Genomic DNA, 14,035 nt, shown 5'->3' with positions numbered 1-14,035 from the left:
AGCCGCGAGCCCAAATCGCGTGGGGGCCGGTAGATGTGAACCAGGTCATTGATCGCTTGCGGCGCGCGGCGCAACTTTCGCGCGTCGGGCACTTTTTGAGCGGCCTGGGATCACGAAGCGAGCGTGTGACAGGAATTTGTTGCGAAGTTGGTGCAGCCTCTAGTAGCCTGACCCAAGCTATTTTGTGTGAGATTTGGTGTGAGTGAATTGAAAAACGATACTGTTCCGGTCGTCGTCATTGGTGGCGGACCAGCAGGTCTGACCGCTGCATACGAACTTCAGAAACTGAGCGACAAGCATGTCCCGCGGGTCTACGAGGCCTCAGACATGGTGGGCGGCATCTCGCGCACCGAAACCCACAACGGATACCGCTTTGACATCGGCGGGCACAGGTTCTTCACCAAGGTGCGCGAGGTCGAAGACATGTGGCACGAGGTGATGGGGGATGACTTCATTACCGTCCAGCGCCTGAGCCGGATTTTCTACCGCGGCAAGTTCTATGACTATCCGCTGCGCATCTTCAACGCGCTCGGCAATATCGGCCCGTACGAGACCTACAAGATCATCGGCAGCTTCATCAAATGGAAAATCCGGCCGAAGCCGCAGGAAGACACGTTCGAGGAATGGGTGATCAACCGCTTTGGTGGCCGGCTCTACATGCATTTCTTCCACAGCTACACCAAGAAGGTCTGGGGGATTCCCCCGTCCGAGATCCGGGCCGACTGGGCCGCGCAGCGGATCAAGAACCTGTCATTGCCCAAGGCTGTCTGGAACGCCATCTCGGGCGCCAATGACACGGCCAGCCTGATCGAGGAATTCCAATACCCCCGCCTGGGCCCTGGCATGATGTGGGAAAAGACCCGCGACCTGATCCGGGAACAAGGCGGCTCGGTCGAGACCCATTCCGAGGTGTTCCGGGTCAACCGCGATGGCAACCGGGTGACTTCAGTGGACATCCGCCACTGGAACGAAAAAGGTGAGAAAACCACCGAACGGGTCGAGGCCGACGAGTTCATCAATTCGATGGCCGTGCGCGACCTGATCCATGCCTTCGACCCGCCGCCGCCGCCCGAGGTGATCGAGGCCGCCGACCGACTGAAGTACCGGGATTTCCTGATCGTGACGCTGGTGCTGAACCACGCCGACCCGTTTCCCGACAACTGGATCTACATCCACAGCCCCAAGGTCAAGGTCGGGCGCATTCAGAACTTCCGCGCCTGGTCGGCCGAAATGCTGCCCGACCAGAATACCGCCTCGATCGGGATGGAATATTTCTGCCAGAAGGGCGACGGGCTTTGGTCGTCCAGCGACGAGGACCTGAGGAAGCTGGCCAGCGAAGAGCTGGAGCAGCTGGGCCTGGCCAAGGCGTCGGACGTGATTGACCACGCCGTGATCCGGCAGCCAAAGGCCTATCCCGTCTATGACAGCGAATACAAGGACGCCCTGGACACCGTCAGCAGCTGGCTGAAGACGCTGGAAAACTTCCAGACCGTCGGACGCAACGGGCTGCACCGTTACAACAACCAGGATCACTCGATGCTGTCGGCCATGTATGCGGCCCGCAACATCCTGGGGGAAGACAACGATGTCTGGGACGTCAATGTCGAGAGGTCCTATCATGAGGAGTTCGAGGCAAAACCCAAAAGACAGGCGGCCCGGGCCGAGCGTGTCGGCAAAGGCGCCGTTCTGGAATGAACTGCAACCCAACGGGTTGCCCCTTGCCCGACCTGTAAAAAGTCCGGTCGGGCAAGGACTATGCCGTGAAAACCAGGCTCTGGGCCCGAGTGGCACCGCTAACGACCTTTCCTTTTCTGATACCGTGCACCTTCGGGCCGTTCCATGAACCGCAAATTACGCAACCGCCTTTTCACCTTTCACACCTGGCTGGGGCTGCATCTGTCGATCTTCTTTGCCTTTCTGTTCCTCACAGGTTCCATTCTTGTCTTCGGCAATGAAATTCAGGCACTGACCCGCCCCGCAATCTGGACCACCGCCGCGGAAGAGGACCGCACGGCCAGTTTTGGAGCGATCTACAAGGGCATCAAGGACGCGCATCCTCACAGCACCGTTCAAACCATCACCAAGCGTCCCACCCCGTGGTTCGTCGACCGGGCCGAAGGCCGCACCGGCTGGGGCGAACAGGTCGTCTTCTGGACCGATCCCGCCACCGGCGCGCTTGTCGAGACCACCGGCTATCCCGGGTTTCAGAAAATCCTCCGCGAGCTCCATGTCAAACTGCTGTCGGGTCAGAGCATCGTCTACAAGGCGGTGGCGGCGACCTCGATCATACTGCTGTTCCAGATCGTCAGCGGCCTGATCACCTATCGGCGGTTCTGGAAAGGGCTTCTGCGCTGGCCCACAACGGCCAACGGCCTGCGGCCCTGGGCCGGCGGAATGCACCGGCTGACCGCTCTTTGGGCCACGCCCCTGCTGCTGATCAGCGGTGTCACCGCCTTCATCTTTCTGTTGGGTGATTTCGGCATAGACGGCCACCGCCCCAAGCCACAGCCAGCGGCCGCACGAGAAACCGTGCTGCCCGCCGGATTCACACCCGATCTATTAGATCGGGCCGAGGCCCGCGCGCGTACGGGCCTGCAGGGGTTCGAACCCACGGGCGTGACTTTGCCGGGCAAGACCACCGAAAGCTTCCGCTTCGTGGGATATCTGCCGTCGATGCCGCATATTCGAGGGCTCAGCACCGTGGCGGTGGACCCCACCACGCTCGAGATCACGGGCGCCTTCACCCCGAATGACAACACCAGCCTTGCACGCTGGCGCAACGTCGTCGACGAGCTGCACTACGGGTTCTGGGGGGGCGCCTTTTCGCGGGTGCTGTGGCTTGTCATGGGGCTGATTGCAACCGGCGTGGCCGTGACCGGCGCCGTGATTTTTGCCGCACGGCTAGCCCCCGAGGCCGCGCAATATGGTCCGCTGCGGCGGATCTGGCGTGGGCTGGGCATCTTCCGCTGGGGCTACCTTCTGCTGGTGCCGGCGGTCGTGGCCGCCGGCCTCTACAATTTCGGCCCCGGCGCCCATCGCACCAGCCGCGTCGCCCCGGCCGATGGAATGCCCCCGGTCGCCCGGCTGATCCTGCGCGACCCGCTGAGGGCCGGCAAGCCACTCGACGTCGAGCTGCGCGTGCGGGACCCCGCGCTCAGGATCGCGCGGGTCGAAGTCAACGGCCAGACCCCCGAGGTTACCGGCCCTCAAACCGCCGACGGCCCGGCCAAGGCGCGGTTCAGACTGAACCCCGCGCAACAGGCCAACGACATCATTGCGCATCTGGCAAAAGAGGACGGCAGCGAAACGGTCGTCACCTTTCACCTCGGGCCGCCGATCTGGTGAGGTGATGAGCATCGGGCGCAAAATACGAAAAAATGGCGGCCAGGCGCGGAAACGGTCCAATTTCGCCCTGTTTTGCCGATACGCTCGGTGCTCAGGTGTCGGATTGCCATAGGCGGGAAGTTTCCGGGACGGCCGCGACCATTTTCATGGACGCCCCCCGGGTGAGTATGAACAGAATTGATTTTGAGTAGGTCAGGGTTTTGGGTTTCATGAACAAAGTTGCAGAACCAATCGGCACGGATCGCGCCAACACGGATGAGCCGGGCACGCCGGATGTCACCGGCATGAGCCTGAGCGTGGTCATTCCGGCCTACAACGAGGAAAACGCCGTTCGCGCGACCGTGGAAGACGTTCGCGCGCATCTCGGGCCGCTGAACATCCCCTACGAGATCATCGTGGTGGATGATGCCAGCGAGGACGGAACCCGCGCCGAAGCCGAAGCCAGCGGGGCAACCGTCACCTTCAACGACGTCAATTCGGGCTATGGGGCCAGCCTCAAGCGCGGCGTACGCATGGCGCAGCATGAATACGTGGCTATCCTCGATGCCGACGGCACCTACCCTGCGCGCTACCTGCCTGAAATGCTGGCCCTGTGTCGCGATCAGGACATGGTGGTCGGGGATCGGGGCGCCGCGATGAAAAACGTGCCGCTGCTGCGGCGGCCGGCCAAGAAATTCCTGTTCGCCTTCGCCTCGTTTCTGGCCGAGCGCAAGATCAACGACCTGAATTCCGGGCTGCGGGTGTTCCGCAAATCCGAGCTGATCCCGTTCCTGCCGCTGCTGCCGCAGAATTTCTCGTTCACCACCACGATCACGCTATGCATGACGTCGAACGGCAAGCGGATGATCTATGTTCCGATCGAGTACGGAAAGCGGATCGGCAAATCGAAGATCCGTCCGATCGATTTTCTGAACTTCATCATCCTGATCCTGCGCATCAGCACCTTGTTCAACCCGCTGCGCGTTTTCATCCCGCTGGGTCTGGCTTTCTTCACGCTCGGGTTGGTCAAGTTCATCGTCGACATCTTCTACTGGAACCTCAGCGAGACCGCGGTGTTTTCGTTTTTGGCGGCCATCATGATCTGGTCGCTGGGGCTGATTGCCGACATGATTTCGCGCCTCCACCTGCGGCCGTGACATGGGGCGCCTGCTACCCTCCGATCCGGTCACGCGCCGCTGGTTGATCCGGCTGGTCGGGTCCGGCGTGATGCTGGCCGGTCTGTTCTGGCTTTTGCCGGCTGACGCGATCGTGGCGGCGCTCAAGGCCATTCCGCCCCCCGTGTTTCTGGCCGTACTGGTTCTGTTCCTGCTGGCCCATGTCGCCGCAGCGTTGAAATGGTGGCTGTTGCTGAATCGCCGGATTTCGCCCCTGCTGGCGATCCGCGCTCATTTTGCCGGCCTTGCCGCCAACCTGTGCCTGCCCGGCGCGATCGGCGGCGACACCGTACGCGCAGCCATGGCGCAGGCCGCAATGCGCGACGGGGCCCAAGTGGTTGCTACGGCCACGGTGGACAGGGTGATCGACATGGTGGCCCTGCTGACCCTGTCCGGGCTGGGTCTGGTTCTGGTGTGGGACGGCGCGACCGGGACGACGGCGATCGGGGCCGCGGCCATGATCGTGCTGACCGTGATGGTCGGAATGGTCGCCCTGCCGTGGTTGCTACCGCTGATCTGGCGCGCCTTCCCGGCCTTGCCAGGGCGCAGCTTTGCCCTGAGGCTGGCCGATGCCCTGGCCGGGTTTGCGGCCCGGCCCGGCCTTCTGGCCATCGCCTTTTCGACTTCGGTTCTTATTCAACTGTCGCTGGTCCTTCTGGCCTGGTGGCTGGCACGGGCTGCGGGCGTTTCGGTGGTCGCCGGCGCGTGGATCTTTGCCTGGCCCCTGGCCAAGATCATCGCGGTTCTGCCGGTGTCCCTGAACGGGCTCGGGCTACGCGAGGCGACGCTGGCCGGGTTCCTCGTGCCCTTTGGAGTCAGCGCCCCAGCGGTGGTTGCCGCAGGGCTGGTCTGGCAGGTGGTTCTGTTTTCGGCGGGCGGAATCGGCGCGCTGGTTCTGTTGGTCTCAGGGATGAGTCTTGCTGCGCCCACGCGTTCGAGAAAGGAAGAGTGCAAGTGACGGATGTTTCCCAACCCCGATCGGGCGATCAGCCCCATATCATCATTCTGGGCGCAGGTCCGGCGGGGCTGGCAGCTGCCCATTCGCTGGCGGGCAAGGCGCGCGTGACCGTCGTCGAACGGGCCTCGGTGGCGGGCGGCAACTCTGCCTCGTTCCCGGTCGAAGGCGTGGTCTGCGACTACGGCTCGCACCGGTTCCATCCCGCAGCCGAACCCGAAGTGCTGCAGGACGTGAAGACCCTGTTGGGCGATGATCTGCTGCTGCGCCCCCGACATGGACGCATCCGGCTGGGCGGCAAGTGGATCCATTTTCCGCTCAAGCTGACCGATGCGGTGTTGCGTCTGCCCAAACCCTTCGCCCTGTCGCTGATCGGCGACATGGTGCTGAAACCCTTCCGCAAGAAACATCAGGGCCAACAGACCTTCTCGACCGTTCTGTATGACGGGCTGGGTCCGACGATCTCTGACAATTTCTATTTTCCCTATGTGCGCAAGCTGTGGGGGTTGGAGCCCGAGAAGCTGGCGGTCAAGCTGGCGGAACGACGGGTGGGCAGCGGGTCGGTCGGAAAGATCCTGATGAAGATGCTGCGGCTGTTGCCCGGGCTGCGCAGCGAAACGGCGGGGCGGTTTTTTTATCCGCGCAAAGGGTTCGGGCAGATCTCGGACGCAATGCGCGAGAGCGCCCGGACAAAAGGCGCGGAATTTCTGTTCGACACCGAAATCACCGCAATCCAGCGGCAGGGAAACCACGTCTGCGGCCTGACCGTCCGCGACGCCGGCGGCGAACGACAGCTGACCGGCGACCTGATCCTGTCTACCATCCCGCTGACCGCGCTGACGCGCCTGATCCCCGACCCGCCCGCCGATGTGGTAGAAGCGGCCCGCGGCATCCGGTTTCGCGGCATGATCCTGCTGTATCTGGTGCTGGAAACCGACCAGTTCACCGAGTTCGACGCACATTATTTCCCCGAGCTGTCGATCCCGATCAGCCGCATGTCAGAACCCAAGAACTACAACGCCAGCGGCTCGCCAAAGGGCGTGACGGTCCTGTGCGCCGAACTGCCCTGCGACCCGGACGAGAAATGGTGGAGCATGTCCGACGAGGCCTTGGGGCAGGAGTTCACCAAGTGGCTGGGTCAGCTGGGCCTGCCGGTCACGGTTCCGGTCCGGCGCTGCGAAACCCGTCGGCTCAGCCATGCCTATCCGGTCTATGACATCGGCTACGAAGCGCGGTTCGACACCGTCGATCGCTGGCTGTCGGGTCTCGATGGCCTGCTGGTGTTCGGGCGGCAGGGACTGTTTGCCCATGACAACACCCACCATGCCTTTGCCATGGCCTATGGCGCCGCCGATTGCATCGACGATGCAGGCCGGGTCGATCGCGCGAAATGGAACCGGTATCGCGAGGTCTTCGCCTCGCATGTGGTGGAAGACTGAGCCATGTCCGACTGGCAGGCCGATATCCTGATGTATCACGCGATTTCGGACGCGCCCGGACCGACGTCAATCGCGCCGCGTATCTTTGCCGAACAGATGCGGGCGCTGGCCGACTCGGGCCTGCCGGTGGTGACGCCTGACGCCCTAGCCGCCCCCCCTGCCCCGCGCGTGGTCGTCATAACCTTTGACGACGGGTTCGCCGATTTCGCCGACACCGCCTGGCCGATCCTGCGCGACCATGGGTTTCAGCCCATCGTCTATCTGCCTTCGGGCCGGATCGGCGGCACCGATTCCTGGGCCGGCGGGCATGTCCCGCCCCGGCCGCTGATGCGATGGGACCAGATCGAAAGCCTGGCCGATCAGGGCGTGGAGTTCGGCGCCCACAGCATCAGTCATCCGGACCTGACGGCACTGGACGCCGGGGCAGCCCAACACGAAATAGAGGCCAGCGGGGCTGAAATCTCGGCCCGCTTGCACCGCCCGATCCGGCATTTCGCACCGCCCTACGGCGCCTCGAACCCCACCGTCCGCCAAATGATCGCCCGGCGGTATGATAGCGCGGTCGGAACCCGGCTGGGCGTGGCCCGATCGGGGGATGACATCCACAATCTGCCCCGGCTCGAGATGTATTACTTCACCGACATCGCCCGGTGGCGGGCGCATCTGGCGGGGCGCGGCGGCCCCTATCTGACCGTCCGCAAGGCCCTGCGCGGGTTACGGGCGCGGGTTCGGGGAAAGCCGTGGTAAATTTCAAAGACGGCCGGCGCCGGGTTTATCAGCGCGGGTCGGCAGAGGTTGAATTTGGTTCTTGGTAAGTGACTGGTACGAACACATGCACATTCTGATTACCGGCGGCGCCGGGTTCATAGGGTCTCATCTGACCGAACGGCTGATCGGCGAAGGACATCGGGTGACCGTTCTCGACGATCTGTCGACCGGGCTGATGTCCAATCTGGCCGGGGTGGCGGACCACGCCGATTTTTCCTTCGTCGAGGGCAGCATTCTGGATCGGCAGCTGGTTGCAGATCTGGTGCGCCCGGCCGATGTGGTGTTTCACTTGGCGGCAGCGGTCGGCGTCAAACTGATCATGGACGAACCCAGCCGGTCGATCCTGACCAATGTTGCCGGCACCGAAAACGTGCTGGATGCGGCGCTGACCGACAAGACCCATACCTTCATCGCATCCAGTTCCGAGGTCTATGGCAAAAGCACCAAGTTTCCGTTCCAGGAAGAGGACGACCTGACCATCGGCGCCACCCGCAATCTGCGCTGGTCCTATGCCTGCGCAAAGACTCTGGATGAATTCCTGGCCCTGGCGCATGCACGTGAATCCGGGCTGCCGGTCACGGTGTTGCGATTCTTCAACACGACCGGTCCGCGGCAGACCGGGCGCTATGGAATGGTTCTGCCCAATTTCGTGCGGGCCGCGCTGGACGGCGCCCCCCTGATGGTACACGGAACCGGCGACCAGTCGCGCTGTTTCGGGCATGTGGCCGACGTGGTCGAGGCGATGTGCCGCCTGATGCACCTGCCCGAGGCCCGCGGAGACGTCTTCAATGTCGGCACCGACCAGGAGGTCACGATCCGCAGGCTGGCCGAGCAGGTCATCCGAACGACCGGATCCCGATCGGAGATCCGCCATGTGCCCTATGACACGGTCTATCCCGACGGGTTCGAGGACATGCAGCGGCGGCTGCCGGACGTCACCAAACTTGAACGCGTGACCGGGTTCCGGCCGATGCGAACGCTGCAGCAGATCATCGACGACATCGTGGCCGAGATGCAGGGACAAGTGACGACATGACCGTCCCCGTCGCGATCCGGGCGGGCCGCGCGCCGTGACCGATCTGGTGATCGGATCCGGACCGGCGGGCGTGTCGGTCGCCTCGGCCCTTCTGGACCGGGGTCGCCGGGTTTTGATGCTGGATGGCGGGCGCAGACCCGACGAGCCGGCGATGGCTCTGCGCGGCCGTCTGGCCGCCACCGACCCCGAAAGCTGGTCGCCGCAGGACCGGCGGGCCTGGCAGGCCCCGCAATTCGACACCCCGGCGGGACAGGTTCGCCGGTTTGGGTCCGATTTCGCCATGGAACCCGGCGCGATGACGCTGACCGATCCCGACGCGGTCGCCTTGCGGGCGTCGCACGCGGCTGGCGGGCTGTCGAACCTGTGGGGCTCTGCCGTTCTGCCCAACCGGGCGGCCGACATGCAGGATTGGCCGATCACCGATCAGGATCTGGCACCCCATTACCGCGCCGTCGCCACCTTCATGCCCATCAGCGGGCAGACTGACGCCCTGCAAGACCTGTTTCCGGCCTTTTCGATGCACGAGAGAACCCCGCTGAGCCCCTCGGTACAGGCCCAACGCGTGCTCGACAGGCTGACACTGCGAAAAGACGATCTGGCCCAACTGGGTGTCCGGGCCGGGGCGTCGCGGCTGGCGGTCGAGACCGGGTGCCGGTATTGCGGTCAGTGTCTGCATGGTTGTCCTTGGGGGCTGATCTATTCGGCCGCGCATACGCTTGAGGGGCTGCGCCACCATTCGGCCTTTCGGTACCGGATCGGGCTGGCGAACCGGTTTCAGGAACAGGGCGATGCGGTCACGGTCACGCTCGACGGGGGCGAGACCATTCAGGCCGACCGCGTCTTCATCGCTGCCGGGGTGCTCGAGACCGCGCGTATTCTGCTGCTGTCCTCTCCGGCTCCCGACGCCAGCCTGCGCCTGCTGGACAGTCAGCATTTCTTTCTGCCCAGTCTGCACCGATGGCACCTGCCCCGCCGCCCGGATGCCGGACCCTTCCATACTTTGCCGCAGATCTTCGTCGAGCTGGACGACGCGGCCGTCTCGCCCCATATGGTCCATTCGCAACTGTACACCTGGAACGAATTCTTCGCCCATGACCTGATCCGCAACTACGGCGCCCGGCTTCCCGGCTCGGGGCCGTTGTGGCGCATGCTGGCGCGGCGGCTGATCGTGGCCCAGGTGTTTCTGCACTCGGCGCATTCGGCTCGGATCGGACTGACTCTTGCCTCGGACGGGCGGCTTGTCCCGACGGTAACGGGCAATGACGAAACCGACGCCGTGTCCGGCAAGGCCGCCGCGCGCATCGCGGAGGTTCTGAGGCTGGCCGGGTTGCTGCCGCTTGGCTTTGCCCGCCGTCAGGGGGCCGTGGGGTCCAGCTTTCACGTCGGCGGGTCGATGCCCATGGCCAAGCTGCCCGAAGCCGGGCAGGCGGATACGCTGGGACGGCCCCGCGGTCTGTCGCGTGTGCATCTCGTCGATGCCTCGGTCTTTCCCAGCATTTCAGCGACGACCATCACCTTTTCGGTCATGGCGAACGCCCACCGGATCGGGTCCTGTGCGCCCTGATCCGACGGTCAGGCCTGCGCGCCGGTCTCAAATGCTCCGGCCTCGAGCGCGGCGGCCAGCACCCGGTCGCCCTTGCCGTACGCGGCGCGGGCCAGTGCGGCACCATAGGCGGCCAGAACCTTGTCTTCGTGCCAGATTTCCAGAAACGCGGCGCGCGCGGCACGGCCCTGGCTGTCGCGCCGCCCCGGCTCGTGCTGCAGTTCACGCATGGCAGCGATCAGATCCTCTTGCGTGTCGAACAGCGCCCCACCTCCGGCCCGCTCGACGATTTCAGGAAAGGGGCCCAGACGCCGGGCAATCACCGGCGTTCCCAGTCGGAAGCTCTCGATCAGGATGATGCCGAAGGTTTCATAGCACACCGAGGGCACGATCAGACCGATCGCCCCCCGGTAATAGGCATTGAGCTCATCCAGCGTCTTGCGGCCCAGGAACCGGATCCGCGGGTTGCCCGCGGCCTGTCGTTTCAGATCGGGCGCATAGTCGCCGTCGCCCAGGATCAGCAGGTCGGCATCGGGGTATCGGTCAAAGGCAGGGAACACGTCCTGCAAGCCCTTGATCTTTTCCAGGCGACCGACGAACAGAAAATAAGGGCGGTCATGCACGGCCGGTTCGGGCAGCGCCGATGGGTGCAGGTCGGGCAGGAAATACGGCAGCACCTGCATGTCGTGGCGCAGCCCGAATTCGCGATGCTTGGCGCGGCTGAATTCGCTTTTTGCGACGATCAGGTCCATGTGGTCCAAGGCGCGGTCCAGCGCCCCGGTATACCGCCACAGCTGTGGTGGGCGCCGGTAGCTGAGGACACAGCGCAGGCACTGGCGTTTGTCGCACAGCTCACGCCCATGGCGCCACAGGACATGGGTGGGACACACCAGCCAGTGTTCATGCGCCTCATAGATCTTCAGGCCCGATCCCATCGGCAACAGGCCCGGCCCTCCGATGAGCGAGGTGTTGTTGTGCCAGATGATATCCGGCTGCTGCTGGTCCAGAAACTGACGAATGCGGCCCGCGTGCACCACCGGGCGGCCGGTCTGCTGGGTCAGAAGGTTCGACAGCATGCCATAGCGACTGCGCAGTCCGATCCGGCGCACTCCGTCCGGGTCGCCTTCGGGTTGGGGCTTGCCGCCGAGGATCAGATAGCTGTCCTCGTCATGCACCACGGTCACGTCATGCCCGCGCGCGACAAGCGCCCGTGCCATGCGCTGGATGCCCACCGCGTCGCCACCGAAGGAATAGGGCGGATAGAAGGTAGTGAACATCAGGATTTTCAACGAACGCATGTCACAATACTCAAGAACCAACACTTTCGGGGCATGGAACACGATCCCCGCCCCGATCGAAAGGCACAAGTCGCCACCGACCGGGCCTACCGCTCCTGCAGCCCAAGATACAGGCTTTCGATCTGCCGGTTGATATGGTCGGGGTCAAAGCGGGACGCTTTCGATCTCTGAAACGCGTTTGCCGCCATGGCCGCGCGTTTCGCATCATCTTCCAGCACCTCTGTCACCGCCTGTATGATCGCCGCGACATCACCGATGGGAACGCAGGCCCCGACCGTGTCGTCGACCAGTTCGTGCACCCCGGAACAATCCGTCGCGACGATCGGTGTGCCGGTCTGCAGCGACTCGGCAATCGAGATCGGAAGGGCCTCCCACCGCGAGGTCAAAAGCATCAGATCCGCCGCCCGCAGATACCGGTACGGAACATCCGTCCGCCCCACGAACTGCAGATACCCGTCCAGGCCGCGATCCGTGGCCAACGCCTGCATCTCGCGATCCAGCGGCCCATCGCCGACCACGACGAAGCGGTATTCGGGATGGCTGCCCTTCAGGCGCGCCACACACTCGATCAGAATGTCGATCCCTTTCTGATGCGCCACCCGGGCGATGGTCACGACCAGGCGCGTGCCCCCGCGCAACAGGTGGTCACGCAACGCGGCCACGTCTTCCGGCAGGTCTACGGGGGGCGGCTTGATCCCGAGGCCGATCACCCGCAGCTTGCCCTTGGAAATACCCCCGATCGCCACAAGGTCCTCGGCGGCGCGGTGGCTGGGCGTGACGATCAGGTCGGCATGGCGCGCAATGGCGCCGAACCCCCTGATCCGGTCGGGGTCCGAGCCGTGATAGGTCACGACCAGTGGAATGTTCAGACCCATCCGCGCCAGCAATGCCACCAGGGCCGGAGCGGATTCATGCGCATGGATCACGTCGACGTTCGCCTCGCGCAACCAACGACGCAGCGACTGCGCGCCCCGCCCCGCGTTTGACAGTCGCCGCAGAACCGACCCGCCATCCGCCGCAACACCGCGCGTCGGAACCGACAGAAATCGATCGCTCAGTTGTTCGTTCGCCCAGTTTCCGGGGCTGCCGGCCAGATAGATTTCATGCCCGCGACCCGTCAGCCAAGTGCTCAGGTCCAGCGCATGGCGTGCTATTCCGCCCATTCCGAAATCGGTACACATCTGCGCGATGCGCAGGGGCTGGCGGACATCCGTTCCGGGTTCTGTCTGCATGGTTCATTCCAACTGCATTCGGTAGTGAAGGTGTAACAAGAGCACTTGTGCGACGCCACGCATATCAGCGCCCTTTGTACGACTGGCCGCTGAAAACGCAGCGGCCCAGACTGGGTCAGATCAGGGCGGATGGCCAAATCCATGCCCCCGCACGGATTGGCCAAGCCGGTTTCGCCCGCGAAGCCCAAATCAGGACTGTTGCCACTGATGCCACAATCCGGTCACCTTTGAATCAATGGGCAAATTTTTTTGACAGTTGGCCAGCCGACCTTTGATCGCTGTGTTCAAGCACGTTCAAATTCAATATTTCGGATTATGGGCGCGCAGACGACCGGTTTTGCATTACGATCAGGATTGGAGATTTAGTCATGAAACCACATCAGATTTCGGTCGTCATACCCTGCGTCAATTCCTATTCCGATTTTCAAGGCTGCATGACCGCGCTGCGCAACCAGACCGGCCCCAAACCCGAGGTCCTGGCGGTCGAGCGTCTGGGCTGCGGCTTTGCCCAGAAGGTCCAGGCCGAATTTCCCGACGTTCATGTCATCTCGGTGGGCGCCGAAGCCACGATCCCGCAGATGCGGGCAGTTGGCATCCGGACGGCCTCTGCGGATGCGGTCGGCGTGATCGAGGATCACGTCATCGTCCCGCCGGATTGGACGGCCCGGATGCTGGAAGAGATCGCCGCCGGCGCGGATGCGGTTGCCGGGCCGGTCGACAACGAGGCGACCGACTCGCTGATCGATTGGGCGGCGTTCCTGTGTGAATACAGCGCGGTCCTGCCGCCGCTGGCCGACGGACCGTGTGATTGGCTGCCCGGCAACAACACCGTGTATCGACGCGACGTGCTGAGCAAATGCGACGCGGTGCTGGACGACGGCAAATGGGAAAACCATCTACATGATTACATGCGCCAAGCAGGCGCGAAACTGGTCATGCGCAACGACATCGTCGCCGGCCACAAGATGCACTACACCTTCGGGCTGTATATGGCACAGCGATATCTCTACTCCAAAAGCTTCGCCGGGGCGCGGGTCCGCGGCGAACCCGCGACGAAACGCGCTCTGATGGGTTGTTTGGCCTTTGCCCTGCCGCCGGTCGTCTTTGCGCGGGTGGTCCGCAACATCCTGTCAAAGAAGAGGCATGTGCCACAGCTGCTTCGGTCGCTGCCGCTTCTGGTGCCTTTTGCGCTGTCCTGGGGGGCGGGTGAGATTTCGGGTTACTGGTTCGGGGCCGGACAGTCCCTTTCCAAGGTCCGCTAGCGG

Annotated in this window: 11 protein-coding genes; 9 read left to right on the top strand and 2 right to left on the bottom strand. The window is 63.6% G+C overall.

All coding sequences use genetic code 11. The features are described 5' to 3' along the window. Window positions 1-198 precede the first annotated feature (198 nt). From AC2FMD_RS07450 to AC2FMD_RS07415, 8 genes are all read left to right on the top strand, one after another. Window positions 199-1,695 (top strand): NAD(P)/FAD-dependent oxidoreductase, encoded by a 1,497-nt coding sequence (locus AC2FMD_RS07450; RefSeq protein WP_496685652.1) that lies wholly within the window; start codon window positions 199-201, stop codon window positions 1,693-1,695. Between the two features lie 144 nt (window positions 1,696-1,839). Next, complete coding sequence (locus AC2FMD_RS07445; protein ID WP_496794862.1) at window positions 1,840-3,345, top strand: PepSY-associated TM helix domain-containing protein; 1,506 nt, start codon at window positions 1,840-1,842, stop codon at window positions 3,343-3,345. 209 nt (window positions 3,346-3,554) lie between these two features. Then, window positions 3,555-4,481 carry a glycosyltransferase family 2 protein gene (locus AC2FMD_RS07440; RefSeq protein ID WP_496683730.1) on the top strand — a complete coding sequence of 309 codons (927 nt, stop codon included), beginning with the start codon at window positions 3,555-3,557 and terminating at the stop codon, window positions 4,479-4,481. 1 nt (window position 4,482) lies between these two features. Next, on the top strand, window positions 4,483-5,457 hold the full coding sequence (locus tag AC2FMD_RS07435; protein ID WP_496794861.1) for a lysylphosphatidylglycerol synthase transmembrane domain-containing protein: 975 nt from the start codon (window positions 4,483-4,485) through the stop codon (window positions 5,455-5,457). Next, the gene (locus AC2FMD_RS07430; protein WP_496713277.1) at window positions 5,454-6,893 is read left to right on the top strand and encodes a protoporphyrinogen/coproporphyrinogen oxidase; all 1,440 of its coding nucleotides are present in this window, start codon (window positions 5,454-5,456) and stop codon (window positions 6,891-6,893) included. The genes AC2FMD_RS07435 and AC2FMD_RS07430 overlap by 4 nt, the downstream gene beginning before the upstream one ends. A 3-nt stretch (window positions 6,894-6,896) precedes the next feature. Further along, complete coding sequence (locus AC2FMD_RS07425; RefSeq protein ID WP_496713279.1) at window positions 6,897-7,640, top strand: polysaccharide deacetylase family protein; 744 nt, start codon at window positions 6,897-6,899, stop codon at window positions 7,638-7,640. 85 nt (window positions 7,641-7,725) lie between these two features. Next, window positions 7,726-8,697: an NAD-dependent epimerase/dehydratase family protein gene (locus tag AC2FMD_RS07420; RefSeq protein ID WP_496685640.1), complete on the top strand. Its 972-nt coding sequence runs from the start codon at window positions 7,726-7,728 to the stop codon at window positions 8,695-8,697. Window positions 8,698-8,731: 34 nt separating this feature from the next. Next, window positions 8,732-10,261 (top strand): GMC oxidoreductase, encoded by a 1,530-nt coding sequence (locus AC2FMD_RS07415; RefSeq protein ID WP_496713281.1) that lies wholly within the window; start codon window positions 8,732-8,734, stop codon window positions 10,259-10,261. 8 nt (window positions 10,262-10,269) lie between these two features. On the opposite strand, the gene AC2FMD_RS07410 is transcribed toward AC2FMD_RS07415, so the two are convergent. After that, window positions 10,270-11,538 carry a glycosyltransferase family 4 protein gene (locus AC2FMD_RS07410; RefSeq protein ID WP_496727616.1) on the bottom strand — a complete coding sequence of 423 codons (1,269 nt, stop codon included), beginning with the start codon at window positions 11,536-11,538 and terminating at the stop codon, window positions 10,270-10,272. An 86-nt stretch (window positions 11,539-11,624) separates the two neighbouring features. After that, window positions 11,625-12,770 (bottom strand): glycosyltransferase, encoded by a 1,146-nt coding sequence (locus tag AC2FMD_RS07405; protein ID WP_496685632.1) that lies wholly within the window; start codon window positions 12,768-12,770, stop codon window positions 11,625-11,627. A gap of 368 nt (window positions 12,771-13,138) precedes the next feature. Between AC2FMD_RS07405 and AC2FMD_RS07400 the strand changes: the two genes are divergently transcribed. Further along, window positions 13,139-14,032, top strand: a complete 894-nt coding sequence (locus tag AC2FMD_RS07400) for a glycosyltransferase family 2 protein (protein WP_496742949.1) — start codon at window positions 13,139-13,141, stop codon at window positions 14,030-14,032. Window positions 14,033-14,035 lie beyond the last annotated feature (3 nt).

It is taken from the genome of Ruegeria sp. BHSC276 (genome assembly GCF_059612945.1).
The sequence above is the reverse complement of the archived record's forward strand: the minus strand, read 5'-3'. Positions and strand labels throughout refer to the sequence as shown.

Excerpts from the sequence above, each read along its gene's own strand:
- AC2FMD_RS07445 (WP_496794862.1), top strand. The coding sequence starts at position 1,840 with ATGAACCGCAAATTACGCAACCGCCTTTTCACCTTTCACACCTGGCTG.
- AC2FMD_RS07440 (WP_496683730.1), top strand. The coding sequence starts at position 3,555 with ATGAACAAAGTTGCAGAACCAATCGGCACGGATCGCGCCAACACGGAT.
- AC2FMD_RS07435 (WP_496794861.1), top strand. The coding sequence starts at position 4,483 with ATGGGGCGCCTGCTACCCTCCGATCCGGTCACGCGCCGCTGGTTGATC.
- AC2FMD_RS07425 (WP_496713279.1), top strand. The coding sequence starts at position 6,897 with ATGTCCGACTGGCAGGCCGATATCCTGATGTATCACGCGATTTCGGAC.
- AC2FMD_RS07420 (WP_496685640.1), top strand. The coding sequence starts at position 7,726 with ATGCACATTCTGATTACCGGCGGCGCCGGGTTCATAGGGTCTCATCTG.
- AC2FMD_RS07410 (WP_496727616.1), bottom strand. The coding sequence starts at position 11,538 with ATGCGTTCGTTGAAAATCCTGATGTTCACTACCTTCTATCCGCCCTAT.
- AC2FMD_RS07405 (WP_496685632.1), bottom strand. The coding sequence starts at position 12,770 with ATGCAGACAGAACCCGGAACGGATGTCCGCCAGCCCCTGCGCATCGCG.
- AC2FMD_RS07400 (WP_496742949.1), top strand. The coding sequence starts at position 13,139 with ATGAAACCACATCAGATTTCGGTCGTCATACCCTGCGTCAATTCCTAT.